The organism is Pseudomonas sp. MOIL14HWK12:I1, assembly GCF_000510705.1.
Taxonomy (GTDB): Bacteria; Pseudomonadota; Gammaproteobacteria; order Pseudomonadales; family Pseudomonadaceae; genus Chryseomonas; species Chryseomonas oryzihabitans.
Window position 1 is genome coordinate 481135 of record NZ_KI783307.1, and the last position, 17425, is coordinate 498559.

Sequence of the window (17425 nt, forward strand, 5' to 3'; positions counted from 1 at the left end):
ATCCGTAACCAGTCCTGTATCACCTCCGGGAAAACCCCGCTGATTCAAGGTCTTGAGCAGTTGGCCCGGAGCTTGCTCAAGCCCCTGCGAACAGTGCGCTGCGTCAACTTTCCGTGACGACGGCACCGGCAAGCGAGGAATGGGTGTGAAAGTCGACAAATCCATGATGATGGGCAACATGCGCGGTCTGGCTCGCGGCAACCTGGGCGTGCCGCTGGCCGTCCTGGCGATGCTCGCCATGATGACCCTGCCGATGCCGCCGTTCCTGCTGGACGTGCTGTTCACCTTCAACATCGCCCTGTCGATCGTGGTCCTGCTGGTCAGCGTCTACGCCCTGCGGCCGCTGGATTTCGCGGTCTTCCCGACCATCCTGCTGGTGTCGACCCTGCTGCGCCTGGCGCTGAACGTGGCCTCGAGCCGCGTGGTGCTGTTGCACGGCCAGGACGGTCACGACGCCGCGGGCAAGGTCATCCAGGCCTTCGGCGAGGTGGTGGTCGGCGGCAACTACGTGGTCGGTGCGGTGGTGTTCGCCATCCTCATGATCATCAACTTCGTGGTGGTGACCAAGGGTGCCGGCCGCATCTCCGAGGTGTCGGCGCGTTTCACTCTGGACGCCATGCCCGGCAAGCAGATGGCCATCGACGCCGACCTGAACGCCGGCATCATCGACCAGGCCGAAGCCAAGAAGCGTCGGACCGAAGTGGGCCAGGAAGCCGACTTCTACGGTTCCATGGACGGTGCCAGCAAGTTCGTCCGTGGTGACGCCGTCGCCGGTCTGCTGATCCTCTTCATCAACCTCATCGGCGGCATGGCCATCGGCATGGCCCAGCACGGTCTGCCGTTCGGCGAAGCGGCGCGCATCTACGCCCTGCTGACCATCGGTGACGGCCTGGTCGCCCAGGTTCCCTCGCTGCTGCTGTCGGTCGCCGCGGCCATCATGGTCACCCGGGTGTCCTCCGCCGAAGACATGGGTCAGCAGGTCAATCGTCAGATGTTCGCCTCGCCCAAGGCGCTGGCGGTCTCGGCTTTCATCATCATCGCCATGGGCCTGGTGCCGGGCATGCCGCACCTGCCGTTCCTCGGCCTGGGTGGCGCCGCCGCCGCCGGTGCCTGGCTGATCTACAAGCGTCAGCGCCAGGCCAAGCAGACCGCCGAGGTCGAAGCCAAGAAGCAGCAGGACCTGGCTCCCGTACAGCGTCCGGCCGAGGCCAAGGAGCTGGGCTGGGACGACGTTACCCCGGTGGACATGGTTGGTCTGGAAGTCGGCTATCGGCTGATCCCCATGGTCGATCGCAACCAGGGTGGCCAGTTGCTGGCGCGGATCAAGGGCGTGCGCAAGAAGCTGTCCCAGGACCTCGGTTTCCTCATGCCGTCGGTACACATCCGCGACAACCTGGACCTGCTGCCCAACGCCTATCGTCTGACTCTTATGGGCGTCAGCGTGGCCGAGGCCGAGATCTATCCCGACCGCGAACTGGCCATCAACCCCGGTCAGGTCTATGGCTCCCTCAACGGCGTCGCCGCCAAGGATCCGGCATTCGGTCTGGAGGCGGTCTGGATCGACGTCACCCAGCGCGACCAGGCCCAGTCCCTCGGCTACACCGTGGTCGATGCCAGCACCGTGGTCGCCACCCACCTCAATCAGGTGCTCTTCAAGCACGCCCACGAGCTGATCGGCCACGAGGAGGTCCAGCAACTGCTGCAGGTACTGGCCAAGAGTTCGCCCAAGCTGGCCGAGGAGCTGGTGCCCGGCATCGTCTCCCTGTCGACCCTGCTCAAGATCCTCCAGCAACTGCTGCAGGAGCAGGTCCCGGTCCGCGACATCCGTACCATCGCCGAAGCCATCGCCAACGTCGGTCCGCGGAGTCAAGATCCCGCCGCCATCGCCGGTGCCGTACGGGTCGCCTTGTCCCGCGCAATCGTCCAGAACATCGTTGGAATGGAGCCTGAGCTGCCTGTTATCACCCTTGAGCCAAGGTTGGAACAGATGTTGCTAAGTAGTATGCAGAAGGCCGGTCAAGGCGCCGAGGACGGCATGTTCCTCGAGCCTGGCATGGCTGAAAAACTGCAGCGTTCCCTCATCGAGGCAGCGCAGCGTCAGGAAATGATGGGTAAGCCAGTGGTGCTGCTGGTAGCCGGTGCGATCCGCGGGATGATGTCCCGCTTCGCGCGGATGGCGGCGCCGAACATGAGTGTACTGGCCTACCAGGAAATTCCGGACAACAAGCAGGTCACCATCGTCGCTACCGTTGGCCAGAATGGCTGAGGTCTAGATCATGCAAGTCAAACGTTTCTTCGCCGCCGATATGCGTCAAGCCATGAAGCTGGTACGCGACGAGCTGGGCCCGGATGCCGCCATCCTCAGCAACCGCCGGGTCGCCGGTGGTGTCGAGCTGACCGCGGCGCTGGACTACCAGGCTCCGGCACCGGCCGCGCCCAACGCGGAGCTGCAGGCGGAGTTGCGCAAGACCCATGCGAAGATCGCCCAGGCCCATGCCGACCTCAGCATCCGCGCGCCGGGCGTGCCCTCGGCCGCACCCAAGGACAAGCAGCTGCTCGGCGCCATCAGCGCCGCCGACAGCCGCCGCGAGCCGGTGATCGCCCCGCCGCGTGCGCCCCAGCCGGCCGCTGCCGCCCCTGCCGCCAGCGCCGCGCCGGAAGACCGTCGCGCCCTGGAAGCCATGCGCAGCGAACTCAGCGGTCTGCGTGAACTGCTGGAAGTCCAGCTCGGCTCCATGGCCTGGACCCAGGTGCAGTCCACCCGTCCGCAGCAGGCCGGCCTCTGGCGTCGTCTGCAGCGCATGGGTCTGCCGGCCGATCTGGCCCGCCACCTGCTCGACAGCGTCGCCAAGATCCAGGACCCGCGCCATGCCTGGCGCATGCTGCTGGCCAACTTCGCCCAGCTGGCCAAGACCACCGACGCCAAGATTCTGGAGGAGGGCGGTGTCGTCGCCTTCGTCGGTCCGGCCGGCATGGGCAAGACCACCACCCTGGCCAAGCTCGCCGCCAGCTACGTGCTCAAGTACGGTCCCCAGAGTCTGGCGCTGGTCAGCATGGACAGCTTCCGCATCGGTGCCCAGGAGCAGATCAAGACCCTTGGCCGCATCCTCGACGTGCCGGTGACCCTGGTCGACCCGGGCCAGTCCCTGGCCCAGGCGCTGGCACCCCTGGCACGCAAGCGCCTGGTGCTGATCGACACCGCGGGCATGCCCGCCAATGATCCGGCGCTCAAGGTGCAGCTCGAAGCCCTGGCCAACCGCCAGCTGAAAATTCGCAACTATCTGGTATTGGGTGTCACCAGCCAGAGCCAGGTGCTCAAGGCGGCCTACCACAGCTATCGGCGCTGCGGCCTGAGCGGCTGCGTGCTGACCAAGCTGGACGAAGCCGCCAGTCTCGGCGAGGCCCTGGGTCTGGCCATCAGCCAGCGCCTGCCGGTGGCCTACATTGCCGACGGCCCCCGCATCCCGGACGACCTGCATCCGGCCCGCAGCCACCAGCTGGTGAGCCGCGCGGTGAGCCTGCAGGCCCCCGAGGAACCGAGCGAAGAAACCATGGCGGGCATGCTTGCCGGCCTGTATCAGAGCAATGCCCGCCGCGCCGGTTAGCGCAGACGAACGGTAGTGGTGCATCGCATGCCTGGGCACGCCAAATGCACTTGGTCTAAAGTGTGACGGATTTCAATCAAAGGTATCAGGCAATGGGTAGCATGCATCCCGTCCAAGTCATAGCGGTCACGGGCGGTAAAGGCGGTGTCGGCAAGACCAACGTGTCGGTCAACCTGGCCTTGGCCCTGGCCGATATCGGGCGGCGCGTCATGCTGCTCGACGCCGACCTGGGCCTTGCCAACATCGACGTTCTGCTCGGCCTGTCGCCCAAGCGCACCCTGGCCGACGTCATCTCCGGCGAGTGCGAGCTGCGCGACGTGCTGCTGCACGGCCCGGGCGGCATCCGCATCGTCCCGGCGGCCTCGGGCACCCAGGCGATGGTCAATCTGACGCCGGCCCAGCACGCCGGTCTGATCCAGGCCTTCAGCGACATCAGCGAAAACCTCGACGTGCTCATCGTCGATACCGCGGCCGGCATCGGCGACCAGGTGGTCAGCTTCGTTCGCGCCGCCCAGGAAGTCCTGGTGGTGGTGTGCGACGAGCCCACCTCCATCACCGATGCCTACGCCCTGATCAAGCTGCTCAATCGCGACCATGGCGTCACCCGTTTCCGGGTCCTGGCGAACATGGCGCTGACGCCCCAGGAAGGTCGCAATCTCTTTGCTAAGCTGACCAAGGTGACCGACAGATTCCTGGATGTCGCCCTCCAGTATGTGGGCGCCATTCCGTTCGACGAGGCGGTGCGCAAAGCCGTGCAGAAACAGCGCCCCGTGTTCGAAGCCTTTCCGCGTGCCAAGGCCTCGCTGGCCTTTCGTGCGGTAGCTCAGAAAGTCGATGGCTGGCCGTTGCCCGCCAATCCGCGCGGCCATCTCGAGTTCTTTGTCGAGCGCCTTGTGCAACCAGCCATCGGTACCCACGCATGACAGCATCCAGCGGGCTTCGCATGTACAGCAAAACCTCGGAACGTACCCAGCAGGAGCAACTCATCAACCGCTATGCGCCGTTGGTGAAACGCATCGCCTACCACCTCCTGGCGCGACTGCCGGCCAGTGTGCAGGTCGAGGACCTGATGCAGGCCGGCATGATCGGCCTGCTGGAGGCCTCGCGCAAATATGACGCCGGCAAGGGCGCCAGCTTCGAGACCTACGCCGGCATCCGCATCCGCGGCGCCATGCTCGACGAGGTCCGCAAGGGCGACTGGGCGCCACGCTCGGTGCACCGCAACACGCGCATGGTCACCGACGCCATTCGCGCGGTGGAAGCGCGCACCGGTCGCGACGCTAAAGATTCCGAAGTCGCGGCCGAACTTAAATTGAGTCTGGATGAGTACTACGGCATCCTTGGCGACACCATGGGGAGTCGCCTGTTCAGTTTCGACGACCTCATGGAGGGTGGTGAGCATGGGCTCGAGGAGAGCGGTTCGCATGAACTCGAACCCGGTCGCGGTCTGGAGGACGAGCGCTTCCGCAAGGCCCTGGCCGACGCCATCGCCAATCTTCCGGAGCGTGAACGTCTGGTGCTCTCGCTGTATTACGACGAGGAACTCAACCTCAAGGAAATCGGCGAGGTGCTGGGCGTGAGCGAGTCACGCGTCTGCCAACTTCACAGTCAATGCGCGGCACGCCTGCGGGCGCGGCTGGCGGAATGGCGTTCGCGTTAACCGGCTGGTACTCAGGCTACTACGATTGCTTAGACGCGCCTTGCGGCGTGTGTGCGGATTAGGACGGAGGTCGACTTGGACAAGAACATGAAAATCCTCATCGTGGACGATTTTTCCACGATGAGACGCATCATCAAGAATTTGCTGCGCGATCTGGGATTCACCAATACCGCCGAAGCGGACGACGGCAACACCGCGCTGCCGATGTTGCAGAGCGGCAACTTCGATTTTCTCGTCACCGACTGGAACATGCCCGGCATGACCGGCATCGACCTGCTGCGCCAGGTGCGCGCCGATGCGCGCCTGAAGACCCTGCCAGTGCTGATGGTGACCGCCGAAGCCAAGCGCGAGCAGATCATCGAAGCCGCTCAGGCCGGCGTGAACGGCTATGTGGTCAAGCCTTTCACCGCCCAGGTGCTGAAAGAAAAGATCGACAAGATCTTCGAGCGGGTGAACGGCTGAAGAAAGCCGCGGGGACGTTATGGATCAGCTTGGCTCCAACAGCTTCAGCGACTTCGAGTCGAATCTCAAACAGCACGCCCAAGAGCTGGTGAAATGCCTGGAAAGCGGCGATTTCACCCAGGCCGTGCACGTCATCAATGAACTCAACCAGTTGCGCGATCGGGGTCTCTACCAGGAAGTCGGCAAGCTGACCCGCGAGTTGCACAACGCCATCGTCAACTTCGAGATCGATCCGCGCGGCATGGCCGGCGAAGAGGTCTCCCAGATCAGCGATGCCACCGATCGTCTCTCCTACGTGGTGAAGATGACCGAGAACGCCGCCAACCGGACCATGGATCTGGTGGAGGAGAGCGCCCCGCTGGTAGGCAACTTCGGCGACGAAGCCCGCGCCGTGCATGCCGACTGGAAGAAGTTCATGCGCCGGGAAATGGGCGCGGACGAATTCCGCGAGCTGGCCAAGCGCGTCGACGCCTTCCTCAGTCACAGCGAGAGCAGCGCCGAGCAACTGTCGGCCAAGCTCAACGACATCCTCCTGGCGCAGGACTACCAGGACCTTACCGGTCAGGTGATCAAGCGCGTGGTCAATCTCGTCGGGCAGATCGAGAAAGACCTCGTCAAGCTGGTGATGATGGCCAGCCAGGTCGATCGCTATACCGGCTTCAGTCACGATCACACCGCGCTGATCGAACAGAATCGAAAAGAAAAGACGATGAAGGGTGAAGGTCCGCAGATTCATGCCGATAAGCGTGAAGACGTCGTGGCCGCTCAGGTCGACGTCGACGATCTTCTATCCAGTCTGGGCTTTTGACCCAGACCCTCTTGGGGAGTGCAGGAATGAGCTTCGACGCCGATGAAGAGATCCTCCAGGATTTCCTGGTAGAGGCCGGCGAGATTCTCGAACAGTTGTCCGAACAATTGGTCGAGCTGGAAAGCCGCCCGGATGACATGGATCTGCTGAACGCCATTTTCCGTGGCTTCCATACCGTAAAGGGCGGTGCCGGTTTCCTGCAGCTCCATACCCTGGTCGAGTGCTGCCATATCGCGGAAAACGTTTTCGACATCCTGCGCAAGGGTGAACGCCGCGTGGATGCCGAACTGATGGATGTGGTGCTGCAGGCACTGGATTCCGTCAACGAGATGTTCGGTCAGGTCCGTGAACGCGAAGAGCCGACCCCGGCCTCGCCCGAATTGCTGGCGGCCCTGGCCCGCCTGGCCGAGCCCGCCGGCAGTGCGCCGGCGCCGGCTCCGGTTGCGCCCGTGGCTGCCGCTCCGGCAGTGGTCGCGGAACCGGCTCCGGTCGCCGCTGCGGCGGCCGAGCCGGAATTGAGCGATGCCGATTTCCAGAATCTGCTCGATGCCCTGGGCAGCGAGCCGAGCGCGGCAGCGGAAACGCCGGCAGCCGCCGGTGGCGACGACATCACCGATGACGAATTCGAAGCCCTGCTCGACCAGCTGCATGGCAAGGGCAAGTTCCAGGAGGCGCCGGCCGCTGCGCCGGTTGCCGCTGCGGCCCCTGCCGCGGCCGCGCCCGGTGGCGACGACATCACCGACGATGAATTCGAGGCCCTGCTCGACGAATTGCACGGCAAGGGCAAGTTCGTCGCCAACGAAGCCGCGGCACCCGTTGCTGCAGCCCCGGCCGCAGCGGCTCCGGCAGCCGCAGCGAGCGGTGACGAGATCACCGACGACGAATTCGAATCCCTGCTCGACGAATTGCATGGCAAGGGCAAGTTCAGTGGTCCCGCGGCAGCCGCGGAAGCGGTAGCCGCTCCGGTGGCCGCTGCGCCGGCACCGGTGGCCGCACCTCAGCCGGCGGCTCCCGCGCCTGCGCCGAAGCCGGCGCCGGTGGCCGAGGCCGCGGTGCCCAAGCCGGCAGCCGCCGCGCCTGCCGAGCGTCCCACCAGCGAGGCGGAGACCACCGTGCGGGTCGACACCGCGCGGCTGGACGAGATCATGAACATGGTCGGCGAACTGGTGCTGGTGCGTAACCGTCTGGTACGCCTAGGCCTGAACAGCGGCGACGAAGCCATGGCCAAGGCCGTGTCCAACCTCGACGTGGTCACCGCCGATCTGCAGACCTCGGTCATGAAGACCCGGATGCAGCCGATCAAGAAGGTCTTTGGTCGCTTCCCGCGCCTGGTCCGCGATCTGGCGCGCAGCCTGAAGAAAGAGATCAACCTGGAACTGGTCGGTGAAGAAACCGACCTGGACAAGAACCTGGTCGAGGCCCTGGCCGATCCGCTGGTGCACCTGGTGCGCAACGCGGTCGACCACGGCATCGAAGGACCGGCCGAGCGTGAAGAGAACGGCAAGTCCCGTGCGGGGCGGGTAGTGCTCTCCGCCGAGCAGGAAGGCGACCATATCCTTCTGTCGATCTCCGATGACGGCAAGGGCATGGACGCGGATCTGCTGCGCAACAAGGCCGTGGAAAAAGGTCTGCTCGACCGCGACGCGGCCGATCGCCTGACCGAGACCGAGTGCTTCAACCTGATCTTCGCCCCGGGTTTCTCGACCAAGGCCGAGATCTCCGACATCTCCGGTCGCGGTGTGGGCATGGACGTGGTCAAGACCAAGATCAGCCAGCTCAACGGCACGCTGAACGTTTTCTCGACCAAAGGTCAGGGCTCCAAGATCGTCATCAAGGTCCCCCTGACCCTGGCGATCATGCCGACACTGATGGTGATGCTGGGTAACCAGGCCTTCGCCTTCCCGCTGGTCAACGTCAACGAGATCTTCCACCTCGACCTGTCCCGCACCAACGTGGTGGATGGCCAGGAAGTGGTGGTGGTGCGCGACAAGGCGCTGCCGCTGTTCTACCTCAAGCGCTGGCTGGTGCCCAATGCGGCCCATGTGGAACAGGGGGAGGGGCATGTGGTGATCCTCTCGGTGGGCACCCAGCGCATCGGCTTCGTGGTCGATCAACTGGTGGGCCAGGAAGAGGTGGTCATCAAGCCACTGGGCAAGATGCTGCAGGGAACGCCCGGCATGTCCGGGGCGACCATCACCGGCGACGGCCGCATCGCGCTCATCCTCGATGTGCCCAGCATGCTCAAGCGCTACGCCCGTCGCGGGCTCTGAGTCGGTCGGGTACGAGCGGCGTCGGGCCCGTGCCCGGCGCCATCGGGTGGCCTGCGCCGCCCAAGGTTAGGAGTTTCAACGTATGCCGGTAAAAGTACTGGTGGTGGACGATTCCGGCTTCTTCCGGCGTCGGCTCAAGGAGATCCTGGCGGCCGATCCCAACATCTCGGTGGTGGGCACGGCCAGCAACGGGCGCGAAGGGGTCGACCAGGCCCTGGCGCTGCGACCCGATGTCATCACCATGGACTACGAGATGCCGATGATGGACGGCATCACCGCGGTCCGCCACATCATGCAGAAGTGCCCGACCCCGGTGCTGATGTTTTCCTCGCTCACCCATGAAGGCGCCCGGGTCACCCTGGACGCCCTGGATGCCGGCGCGGTCGACTACCTGCCCAAGAATTTCGAGGACATCTCGCGCAATCCGGCCAGCGTGCAGAAGCTGCTGTGCGAGAAGATCCATCATATCGCCCGGTCCAATCGGCGCTTCGCCGTGGCGCCCAGCGTCGCGCCGGCAGCGCCCGCAAGCGCTGCCGCGGCGCCGGCCACGACCCGCCCGGCAGCGCGTCCGGCTGCGCCTAGCGGCGCTGCAGCAGGTCATGCACCCGCCGCCCCGGCTTCGCCGCCGCCCAAGCGCAAGCACTATCGCCTGGTAGCCATCGGCACTTCCACTGGTGGGCCGGTGGCTCTGCAGCGGGTGCTCACCCAGCTGCCAGCCAATTTCCCGGCGCCTCTGGTGCTGATCCAGCACATGCCTGCCGCCTTCACCAAGGCCTTCGCCGAGCGCCTGGACAAGCTCTGCCGCATCAGCGTCAAGGAAGCCGAGGACGGTGACCAGTTGCGTCCGGGCCTGGCCCTGCTGGCACCAGGTGGCAAGCAGATGATGGTGGATGGCCGCGGCATGGTGAAGATCCTGCCCGGTGACGAACGCCTCAACTACAAGCCCTGCGTCGACGTGACCTTTGGCTCCGCGGCCAAGGCCTATGCCGACAAGGTGCTGGCGGTGGTCCTGACCGGCATGGGCGCCGACGGCCGCGAAGGCGCCCGGATGCTCAAGCAGGTCGGCAGCCAGGTGTGGGCCCAGGACGAAGCCAGTTGCGTCATCTACGGCATGCCCATGGCCATCGCCAAGGCCAATCTGGCCGACGCCATCTATGGCCTGGACGACATCGGCAGACACCTGACCGAGGCCTGTTCGTGACGGCAGGCGTTCTCCGGCCAGAAGGGCATTGAGCGTGGATGTTCTCAGTCTTATCGGCATCCTGCTGGCCTTTACCGCCATCATGGGCGGCAACCTGCTGGAGGGCGGCTCCTTTACCGCCCTGGCCAATGGCCCGGCGGCATTGATCGTGGTCGGCGGCACCCTGGGTGCCGTCCTGCTGCAGACCCGCCTGCCGGTGCTGCGGCGCGCCCTGACCATGCTGGCCTGGGTATTCATGCCGCCGCGGCTGGACCTCACCGGCGGTATCCGCAAGGTGGTCAACTGGAGCAACGTGGCGCGCAAGGAAGGTCTTCTGGGGCTCGAGCCCCTGGTCGCTCGCGAAGCCGATCCCTATGCCGCCAAGGGCCTGCAGCTGCTGGTGGATGGCACCGAGCCCGAAGCCCTGCGCAGCATCCTCGAGGTGGACCTCTACGGCCAGGAAGACCGCGACATCGCCGCCGCCAAGGTCTATGAGGCCATGGGCGGCTATGCGCCCACGGTGGGCATCATCGGCGCGGTGATGGGCCTGATCCACGTCATGCAGAATCTTGCCGATCCCTCGCAACTGGGCAGCGGCATCGCCGTGGCCTTCGTGGCCACGATCTATGGTGTCGGCTTCGCCAACCTGCTGTTGCTGCCCGTCGGCAACAAGCTCAAGGCGCTGGCGCAGCAACAGTCCCGCTACCGGGAAATGCTGCTGGAAGGGCTGATGTCCATCGGCGAGGGCGAAAATCCCCGCTCCATCGAAATGAAGCTGCAAGGTTTTCTGGACTAGGAGGACGCCGCATGCCTCGTCGCCGCCGCCGTCCCGAAGAGCACGAGAACCACGAACGCTGGCTGGTCTCCTACGCGGACTTCATCACCCTGCTGTTCGCCTTCTTCGTGGTCATGTATTCCATTTCCTCGCTGAACGAAAGCAAATACAAGGTGCTCTCGGACAGCCTGTCGGGCATCTTCAGCCAGCCGGAGCGTTCGCTCAAACCCATCCCCCTCGGCGACCAGCGTCCCGCCGGCGTGACGCCGACGGTGATGGATGCCAGCGCCGCCCAGCCGGCCAAGGGTACCCCCAGCGATCCGCTGCAGCAGATCGCCGACAGTGTGCGGGCCACCTTCGGCGATCTCATCGCGGGCGATCAGCTGAACATCAAGGCCAGTGAGATGTGGCTGGAAATCGAGCTCAGCTCCAACCTGCTGTTTGCCAGCGGCGATTCCCTGCCGAGCAATCCCGCCTTCGGCCTCATGGAGAAGGTGGCCAAGATTCTGGCACCCTTCAAGAATCCGATTCAGGTCCAGGGCTACACGGACGACCGGCCGATCAGCACGGCGTTGTATCCCACCAACTGGGAGCTGTCGGCAGCCCGGGCCGCCAGTATCGTGCGCCTGCTGATCGGCAATGGTATCGCGCCGCAACGCCTGGCCGTGGTGGGCTATGGCGCCTATCAGCCGGTGGTCGACAACACCAGTGACGTCAACCGCGCCCGCAATCGGCGGGTGGTGCTGCTGATCTCGCGCAATCTCGATCTGTTCCGGCCGCAGAGTACCTTGCAAAATCCGTCGACTGGCACACAATCTGCAGCATCGCCTGGAGAACGGGTGCCCGGGGTGGCGCCTGTCAAATCTTCGTCGCCGGCCCCTACGCCGGCACCTTGACCCGGCTGGTCGTGTCGTCGGGAGGAAGTCTGCACATGAGAGTCTGGGCTGTCGCCAATCAGAAGGGTGGGGTGGGCAAGACCACCACCACCGTTGCCCTCGCCGGGTTGCTCGGCGATGAGGGCAAGCGCGTCCTGCTGGTGGATCTCGATCCCCACGGTTCCCTGACCAGCTATTTCGGTCAGGATCCGGACAGCCTCGAACACAGCGTGTTCGACCTGTTCCAGCACGGGGGTCAGGTTCCGGAAGGGCTGCCGCAGCGGCTGCTGCTGCCCACCAGCCATCCGCAGCTGTCCATGCTGCCATCCAGCACGGCCCTGGCCACCCTGGAGCGGCAGTCGCCTGGCCAGAGCGGCCTGGGGCTGGTGATCTCCAAGAGCCTGGCGCAGCTGTGGAACGACTTCGATCACGTGCTGATCGATAGTCCGCCGTTGCTCGGCGTCCTCATGGTCAATGCCCTGGCAGCCAGCCAGCATCTGGTGATTCCCACCCAGACCGAATTCCTCGCGCTCAAGGGGCTCGAACGCATGGTCAACACCCTGACCATGATCAACCGTTCGCGCAAGCAGGCGCTGCCCTACACCATAGTGCCGACCCTGTTCGACCGCCGCACCCAGGCCTCCATCGGCACGCTCAAGGTCCTGCGCAACACCTATCCGGCCCAGCTGTGGCAGGCCTTCATCCCCATCGATACCCGGCTGCGCGATGCCAGTCGCTCCGGCCAGGTGCCGTCGCGCTACGAGCTGAACAGCCGCGGCGTCATCGCCTACCGGGCGTTGCTGCGGCATCTGCTCGACGGTGCGCCCAGCAGCCAGGTCGCCTGATTCAAGTTTTCCACTCCGCCGGCCGATAGGCTGGACAACTCACTCACGTAGATCGCCATGAGCCAACCGACGTCCCTCGACAATCGTCCTCAGCGTGTCCTCCAGGGCTATCTCGATGCCCTGCTGCTGGACGCGTTCCTGGAACTGCCGACTGCCGAAGCCACGCCTGTCGTGGCGCCGGTGGTGGTGCCGGCCGCGCCGATCGCCAGCGTGAGCGAAGACGAATTCGCCGCCGCGGTACGCGAAGAACTCGAGCGGGATGCCGCACGGCAGCCGCGGGTCGTGCCGCTGGCCGCCCGGCGTCCCGCGGTCGCCCTGGCCGAGCGCGTCCTGCCCGAGGTCCTGCTGCCTGCACCCCAGCCGCTGCTCGCGCCCGAAACCGATATCGAACTGGACTGGCGCGTCCCCGAACTGGCACCGGTCGCCGAGCCGGCCCGTCCGGCGGTGGAAGGCATCGCCGTGGGTACCCCGGTGACGCAGCCGGTGGCAGCGGCTGGCGTACCGCCCAGCGCCGTGCATCTCGACGGTCGCCCGGAGTGGGGTGAAGAGCCTTTCGAATGCCTGCTGTTCGACGTCGCCGGCCTGACCCTGGCCGCGCCCCTGGTGTGCCTGGGTTCCATCTATCCGCTGGCCGACGAAGAGTTGACGCCGCTGTTCGGTCAGCCAGACTGGTTCCTGGGCCTGCTACCCTGCCAGGCAGGTAATCTGCGTGTGCTCGACGCGGCGCGCTGGGTGATGCCCGAGCGTTACCGTGACGACTATCGCGAGGGGCTGAAATTCGTGATATCGCTGCAAGGTCTGGATTGGGGCCTGGCCGTGCACGGCGTCAGCCATTCGGTACGTCTGGATCCCGCCGAGGTCAAATGGCGGAACCAGCGCGCTACCCGGCCGTGGCTGGCCGGTACGGTGATCGATCAGATGTGTGCGCTGCTGGATGTGGCGGCGCTCGCTGAACAGGTGGTGGGTGGCCGTCGCTAGGGCTGCCCGCTGCAACTAACCGGCGGGTTCGCCCGCTTCGCCGCACGTGCGGTATTTGACGAGGCTAGGGAACATGAAAAAAACGTCCGCACAGGGTTCCGAAGATCCGGTCCTGCAATGGGTCACCTTCCGCCTGGATAACGAGACCTACGGCATCAACGTGATGCAGGTCCAGGAAGTCCTGCGCTACACCGAAATCGCTCCGGTCCCGGGTGCGCCGAGCTATGTGCTGGGCATCATCAACCTGCGTGGCAACGTGGTGACGGTGATCGACACCCGTCAGCGCTTCGGTCTGCTGCCCACCGAGGTCACCGACAACACCCGTATCGTCATCATCGAGGCCGACAAGCAGGTCGTTGGCATCCTGGTCGACAGCGTGGCCGAGGTGGTCTACCTGCGGCAGTCGGAGATCGAGACCGCACCGAACGTCGGCAATGACGAATCCGCCAAGTTCATCCAGGGTGTGTGCAACAAGAACGGCGAGCTGCTGATCCTGGTCGAGCTCGACAAGCTGATGACCGAAGAAGAGTGGTCGGAGCTGGAAAGCATCTGATGCTCGTCGGGCTGATCCTGCTCAGCGTCGCCCTGGGGTTGGCCTGTGCCGGCCTCGGCGGTTGCTGCTGGCTTCTCTGGCAACGCCAGCAGCAGCAGGCGGCCAAGCTGGCCGAGCGGGAGGCCCTGGTCGACAAGCGCATGCAGATCCTGCTCAAGCGCCTGGAAACCTACCAGGCCGGGCAGGTACGCATGGGTGAGCAGGTGCAGGGACTGGCCAAGGTGGTGGCGCCCTTGCCCGATCGGTTGACCCAGATCGAGCAGAGCGACCCTACCAGTCTGTCCTTTTCCCAGGCTGCGCGCCTGGTGGGACTGGGCGCCAGTGCCGACGATCTCACCCAGGCCTGTGGTCTGTCCCAGGCCGAAGCCGAGCTGGTGGCCCGGCTGCACCGACAGCGCCAGCAGCGTTCCGGCTAGGGGTCGCTGACGCCACCGGCGCGGGATCGCCGCCTCAGCTGACGATCCAGTGGTAGAGCGCGATCACCACCAGCACCGCCAGCACCGGCTTGGCGATGCGATAGGCCTTGGGATGGCGCCGCTTGAATTTCTTCACGCCGCCACCGATACGATCCCCGAATCTCTTGCTGAAGGCATAGGCCTGGTTGATGCCGCCGACGCGTTCGCCTTCGACGTTCTGCGGCGCCGTGGCGCTGCCCAGGAAGCGGCTGACCGCCTGGTTGACGCGGGTCAGCAGGCGATTGCGCAGCGGCCGCTCGACGTCGCAGAAGAGGATGACCCGGGTCTGGTCGGTCTCGTTCTTCACCCAATGCACATAGGTCTCGTCGAACATCACGTCCTCGCCGTCGCGCCAGGCATAGGGCTGGCCGTCGACATAGATGCGGCAGGCATCCGAGTTGGGCGTGGCCAGACCCAAGTGGTAGCGCAGCGAGCCGCCGAAGGGATCGCGATGGGGATTCAGGTGGCTGCCGCCCGGCAGCAGCGCGAACATGGCGCCCTTGACGTTGGGGATCTGCCGCACCAGCTCCACGGTGCGCGGGCAGAGGGTTTGGGCGGAGGGCAGCGGCTCGCCGTACCAGGTCAGGTAGAAGCGCTTCCAGCCCTTTTTGAAGAAGGAACCGAAGCCGGCGTCATTGTCCTTTTCCGCCGCGCGGATGTAGCCCTCGTCGAACAGTCGCAGGGCTTCGACGCGGATCTCCTGCCAGTTGTCCTTGAGCACATCCAGCTCGGGAAAGCGGCTGCGATCCAGATAGGGCTCGGACGGCACGCTGGAGAACAGGTACATCAGGGCGTTGTACGGCGCGAACACCGCCGAGTGGTTGACCAGCTGACGCAGGAAGGGCAGGCGAGCGCGTCCGCGAAGGTGAACGAAAAGCACGCTGGCGACGAAGAGCAGGACGATCGCTAAGGTAATCATGGGCGAATTGTGATCGGCAGCGCCCGAACCAGGGGCGGATAGGTCATGACCGCATTATTTCACCCCAGAGAAAGGCTTGCACTCGGTTCGTCGGCTGCGCAGGATGGACACCCTGGCGCGCGGCCGCTTCCGAGCTGCGCCCCCTTGGATGATCTAGACGAGTCGTATCGATGAGCATGTCCCTACGCGACCAGCTGCTGAAAGCCGGATTGGTCAATGAAAAGCAGGCCAAGCAGGCCGTCAAGCAGAAGCAGAAGCAGAACCGCATGGAGCATCGCGGGCAGGCGGAAAAGGATCGCTCCCAGGAGCTGGCCGTCCAGCAGGCCCAGGCGGAAAAACTGGCCAAGGACCAGGAGCTCAATCGCGCTCAGGAAGAGAAGAAGAAGCGCAAGGCCGAGCAGGCGCAGATCAAGCAGCTGATCGAAACCAGTCGCCTGCCCAAGCTGACCACCGAGGACTACTACAACTTCGTCGACGACAAGAAGGTCAAGCGCCTGTCGGTCAACGTCATGATGAGAGACAAGCTCAGCAAGGGCAGTCTGGCCATCGTGCGCTACGAAGGCCGCTACGAGGTGGTGCCCCGGGCTACCGCCGAACGCATCCAGGAGCGCGATCCCAAGCGGGTGGTGCTGCTCAACGTGCAGAGCGGCGAGCCGGATCCGGACGATCCCTACGCGGCCTACCAGGTGCCGGACGACCTGATGTGGTGAGTGGCCTGGTCAGGCGCTCTGCCTGACCAGCATGTAGATGCGGTAGACGGCGATGCTGGGGATCAGCTGCAGGAAGCCCGACAGGGTCTGCAGCACGATCTCCGGCACCGCGGCCTCGGCGAAATGCCGGGTAATCCAGGCGTCGAGCAGCCAGGCCGGCAGGACCGTGGCCAGGATGCACGCCAGCAGGGTGAAGAAATGCCCGCGGCTCAGCCGGAAGCTGCCGCGCAGGGCGTCCAGCGGCGCCCGTCCCTCCAGGACCAGCAGGTTCTCGGCAAAGGCCAGCTTGGCCATGATCAGAAAGCCCGGCACGATCAACAGCGAAAAGCCCAGCATCACCAGCCCCGAGGTCACGGCTGCGAGGACGGCGAAGCGCGGCCAGAGCAGCAGGGCGGCGCCCCACACGCCGCTCAGGCGCGGGGTGTTGCCCTGGGTGCGCGCCTCCAGAAAGATCAGCAGTGCGGCGGTGTAGAGCGGATAGCAGAGCAGACTGACCAGCATGTCCCACAGGCCGCCGTTGGCGCCGAAGCGCTCCAGCACCTGATAGCGCAGCAGGGCTTCGAGCAGCAGCCAGGGCAGGGTGAGGACGGCCAGGGGGCGCAGATTGCGGGCAAAGAAGGACAGCGAGTCGCGCAGGATATCGACAGGGTTCATGCAACGCTTCCAGACGGGCAGGGGGGCAGTCTAGCAGGGCGACCCGCTCGCTCGCAGGCGTTCGAGCATGGCCGCGGTGGAGGTGACGGTGGCGTACTCGCCGTGCAGGTTGGCCATGGCCATCGCATGGACCTCCTCGGCACTGCGGGGCCGCCCGGCGAAGTCGGTCTTGGCAAAGGTGTAGCAGGCGTCTTCGGCGACCCAGGTGGTGAAGTCCAGATTGCCGGCGCTGCGGGCCGTGGCCTCCACCGAATTCTCGCTGGCCACGCCGCAGATCAGCAGCGACGCGATGCCGCGCTGGTGCAGCCAGCGCTCCAGCCCGCTGTTGGCGAAGGCGTCGGGGACCTGCTTGTCGAACACCGGCTCGCCGGGCAGGGGCGCCAGGGCCGGCTGGAACTCCACGCCGGGCTGCCCTGGCCAGAACACCGAATGCGGATTGCGCGACAGGTGCCGGACATGCAGCAGGGGCGCCCGGGCCTGGCGCCAGGCCGCCAGTAGCTCGGCCAGGCGCTGCTCGGCTTCGGGGTGGTTGCGTGGGCCCAGGTGCGGGGCGCGGATGCCCTGTTGCTGGTCGATCAGGATGAGCAGGGGCGGCATGCGCAGGCCTCGCGGGCAAAGACTCAGGCTCCCGCAGCGCCGGCCGGTTGTCCAGTCCTGGACGCCACCCGGAACTCCC

At 65.3% G+C, this 17425-nt stretch carries 18 protein-coding genes; 15 read left to right on the forward strand and 3 right to left on the reverse strand.

Features of this window, described 5'->3' with window-relative positions; genetic code table 11:
• Positions 1 to 139 precede the first annotated feature (139 nt).
• The 14 genes from flhA (at position 140) to PSEK12I1_RS0112290 (ending at position 14427) form a co-directional block, all read left to right on the forward strand.
• Positions 140 to 2266, forward strand: a complete 2127-nt coding sequence (gene flhA, locus PSEK12I1_RS0112225; protein ID WP_027601690.1) for a flagellar biosynthesis protein FlhA — start codon at positions 140 to 142, stop codon at positions 2264 to 2266.
• A gap of 10 nt (positions 2267 to 2276) precedes the next feature.
• Positions 2277 to 3605: a flagellar biosynthesis protein FlhF gene (gene flhF, locus PSEK12I1_RS0112230; protein WP_027597969.1), complete on the forward strand. Its 1329-nt coding sequence runs from the start codon at positions 2277 to 2279 to the stop codon at positions 3603 to 3605.
• Positions 3606 to 3697: 92 nt separating this feature from the next.
• Entirely contained in the window at positions 3698 to 4528 is an 831-nt protein-coding gene (gene fleN / locus PSEK12I1_RS0112235) for a flagellar synthesis regulator FleN (RefSeq protein ID WP_017642087.1), read from the forward strand.
• Positions 4525 to 5265, forward strand: a complete 741-nt coding sequence (gene fliA, locus PSEK12I1_RS0112240; protein WP_027597968.1) for an RNA polymerase sigma factor FliA — start codon at positions 4525 to 4527, stop codon at positions 5263 to 5265. The genes fleN and fliA overlap by 4 nt, the downstream gene beginning before the upstream one ends.
• An 87-nt stretch (positions 5266 to 5352) precedes the next feature.
• Positions 5353 to 5727, forward strand: coding sequence for a chemotaxis response regulator CheY (locus tag PSEK12I1_RS0112245; RefSeq protein ID WP_169853335.1), 375 nt, complete (start codon positions 5353 to 5355; stop codon positions 5725 to 5727).
• A gap of 19 nt (positions 5728 to 5746) precedes the next feature.
• The gene (locus tag PSEK12I1_RS0112250) at positions 5747 to 6535 is read left to right on the forward strand and encodes a protein phosphatase CheZ (protein WP_007160364.1); all 789 of its coding nucleotides are present in this window, start codon (positions 5747 to 5749) and stop codon (positions 6533 to 6535) included.
• A gap of 26 nt (positions 6536 to 6561) precedes the next feature.
• Positions 6562 to 8805, forward strand: a complete 2244-nt coding sequence (locus PSEK12I1_RS0112255) for a chemotaxis protein CheA (RefSeq protein ID WP_027601691.1) — start codon at positions 6562 to 6564, stop codon at positions 8803 to 8805.
• 82 nt (positions 8806 to 8887) lie between these two features.
• Positions 8888 to 10006 (forward strand): chemotaxis response regulator protein-glutamate methylesterase, encoded by a 1119-nt coding sequence (locus PSEK12I1_RS0112260; protein WP_027601692.1) that lies wholly within the window; start codon positions 8888 to 8890, stop codon positions 10004 to 10006.
• A 34-nt stretch (positions 10007 to 10040) separates the two neighbouring features.
• A complete protein-coding gene (locus PSEK12I1_RS0112265) occupies positions 10041 to 10781 on the forward strand; it encodes a flagellar motor protein (RefSeq protein WP_027601693.1) in 741 nt (246 codons plus the stop codon).
• An 11-nt stretch (positions 10782 to 10792) separates the two neighbouring features.
• Complete coding sequence (gene motD / locus PSEK12I1_RS0112270; protein WP_027601694.1) at positions 10793 to 11656, forward strand: flagellar motor protein MotD; 864 nt, start codon at positions 10793 to 10795, stop codon at positions 11654 to 11656.
• A 35-nt stretch (positions 11657 to 11691) separates the two neighbouring features.
• Positions 11692 to 12480 (forward strand): ParA family protein, encoded by a 789-nt coding sequence (locus PSEK12I1_RS0112275; protein ID WP_027597964.1) that lies wholly within the window; start codon positions 11692 to 11694, stop codon positions 12478 to 12480.
• 57 nt (positions 12481 to 12537) lie between these two features.
• On the forward strand, positions 12538 to 13458 hold the full coding sequence (locus PSEK12I1_RS0112280; protein ID WP_027601695.1) for a chemotaxis protein CheW: 921 nt from the start codon (positions 12538 to 12540) through the stop codon (positions 13456 to 13458).
• 73 nt (positions 13459 to 13531) lie between these two features.
• Positions 13532 to 14011: a chemotaxis protein CheW gene (locus tag PSEK12I1_RS0112285; RefSeq protein ID WP_007160357.1), complete on the forward strand. Its 480-nt coding sequence runs from the start codon at positions 13532 to 13534 to the stop codon at positions 14009 to 14011.
• Positions 14011 to 14427 carry a DUF2802 domain-containing protein gene (locus PSEK12I1_RS0112290; RefSeq protein WP_007160356.1) on the forward strand — a complete coding sequence of 139 codons (417 nt, stop codon included), beginning with the start codon at positions 14011 to 14013 and terminating at the stop codon, positions 14425 to 14427. Before PSEK12I1_RS0112285 ends, PSEK12I1_RS0112290 begins: the two co-directional genes overlap by 1 nt.
• 34 nt (positions 14428 to 14461) lie before the next feature.
• On the opposite strand, the gene PSEK12I1_RS0112295 is transcribed toward PSEK12I1_RS0112290, so the two are convergent.
• Positions 14462 to 15385: an aspartyl/asparaginyl beta-hydroxylase domain-containing protein gene (locus PSEK12I1_RS0112295; protein ID WP_027601696.1), complete on the reverse strand. Its 924-nt coding sequence runs from the start codon at positions 15383 to 15385 to the stop codon at positions 14462 to 14464.
• A 170-nt stretch (positions 15386 to 15555) separates the two neighbouring features.
• Between PSEK12I1_RS0112295 and PSEK12I1_RS0112300 the strand changes: the two genes are divergently transcribed.
• Positions 15556 to 16095 carry a DUF2058 domain-containing protein gene (locus PSEK12I1_RS0112300; RefSeq protein ID WP_007160354.1) on the forward strand — a complete coding sequence of 180 codons (540 nt, stop codon included), beginning with the start codon at positions 15556 to 15558 and terminating at the stop codon, positions 16093 to 16095.
• 9 nt (positions 16096 to 16104) lie between these two features.
• Here PSEK12I1_RS0112300 and PSEK12I1_RS0112305 read toward each other — a convergent pair whose 3' ends face one another.
• Both PSEK12I1_RS0112305 and PSEK12I1_RS0112310 read right to left on the reverse strand, forming a co-directional pair.
• Complete coding sequence (locus PSEK12I1_RS0112305) at positions 16105 to 16749, reverse strand: YciC family protein (RefSeq protein ID WP_027601697.1); 645 nt, start codon at positions 16747 to 16749, stop codon at positions 16105 to 16107.
• Positions 16750 to 16779: 30 nt separating this feature from the next.
• Positions 16780 to 17346, reverse strand: coding sequence for a cysteine hydrolase family protein (locus tag PSEK12I1_RS0112310; protein WP_027601698.1), 567 nt, complete (start codon positions 17344 to 17346; stop codon positions 16780 to 16782).
• Positions 17347 to 17425: the final 79 nt, after the last annotated feature.

What these genes read in the sequence shown, in the direction of transcription:
- PSEK12I1_RS0112290 (WP_007160356.1), top strand. Translation starts at nt 14,011, where the DNA reads ATGCTCGTCGGGCTGATCCTGCTCAGCGTCGCCCTGGGGTTGGCCTGT.
- PSEK12I1_RS0112300 (WP_007160354.1), top strand. Translation starts at nt 15,556, where the DNA reads ATGAGCATGTCCCTACGCGACCAGCTGCTGAAAGCCGGATTGGTCAAT.
- PSEK12I1_RS0112245 (WP_169853335.1), top strand. Translation starts at nt 5,353, where the DNA reads ATGAAAATCCTCATCGTGGACGATTTTTCCACGATGAGACGCATCATC.
- PSEK12I1_RS0112275 (WP_027597964.1), top strand. Translation starts at nt 11,692, where the DNA reads ATGAGAGTCTGGGCTGTCGCCAATCAGAAGGGTGGGGTGGGCAAGACC.
- PSEK12I1_RS0112285 (WP_007160357.1), top strand. Translation starts at nt 13,532, where the DNA reads ATGAAAAAAACGTCCGCACAGGGTTCCGAAGATCCGGTCCTGCAATGG.
- fliA (WP_027597968.1), top strand. Translation starts at nt 4,525, where the DNA reads ATGACAGCATCCAGCGGGCTTCGCATGTACAGCAAAACCTCGGAACGT.
- PSEK12I1_RS0112310 (WP_027601698.1), bottom strand. Translation starts at nt 17,346, where the DNA reads ATGCCGCCCCTGCTCATCCTGATCGACCAGCAACAGGGCATCCGCGCC.
- PSEK12I1_RS0112250 (WP_007160364.1), top strand. Translation starts at nt 5,747, where the DNA reads ATGGATCAGCTTGGCTCCAACAGCTTCAGCGACTTCGAGTCGAATCTC.
- PSEK12I1_RS0112295 (WP_027601696.1), bottom strand. Translation starts at nt 15,385, where the DNA reads ATGATTACCTTAGCGATCGTCCTGCTCTTCGTCGCCAGCGTGCTTTTC.
- fleN (WP_017642087.1), top strand. Translation starts at nt 3,698, where the DNA reads ATGGGTAGCATGCATCCCGTCCAAGTCATAGCGGTCACGGGCGGTAAA.
- flhF (WP_027597969.1), top strand. Translation starts at nt 2,277, where the DNA reads ATGCAAGTCAAACGTTTCTTCGCCGCCGATATGCGTCAAGCCATGAAG.
- PSEK12I1_RS0112305 (WP_027601697.1), bottom strand. Translation starts at nt 16,749, where the DNA reads ATGAACCCTGTCGATATCCTGCGCGACTCGCTGTCCTTCTTTGCCCGC.
- PSEK12I1_RS0112260 (WP_027601692.1), top strand. Translation starts at nt 8,888, where the DNA reads ATGCCGGTAAAAGTACTGGTGGTGGACGATTCCGGCTTCTTCCGGCGT.
- motD (WP_027601694.1), top strand. Translation starts at nt 10,793, where the DNA reads ATGCCTCGTCGCCGCCGCCGTCCCGAAGAGCACGAGAACCACGAACGC.
- flhA (WP_027601690.1), top strand. Translation starts at nt 140, where the DNA reads ATGGGTGTGAAAGTCGACAAATCCATGATGATGGGCAACATGCGCGGT.
- PSEK12I1_RS0112255 (WP_027601691.1), top strand. Translation starts at nt 6,562, where the DNA reads ATGAGCTTCGACGCCGATGAAGAGATCCTCCAGGATTTCCTGGTAGAG.
- PSEK12I1_RS0112280 (WP_027601695.1), top strand. Translation starts at nt 12,538, where the DNA reads ATGAGCCAACCGACGTCCCTCGACAATCGTCCTCAGCGTGTCCTCCAG.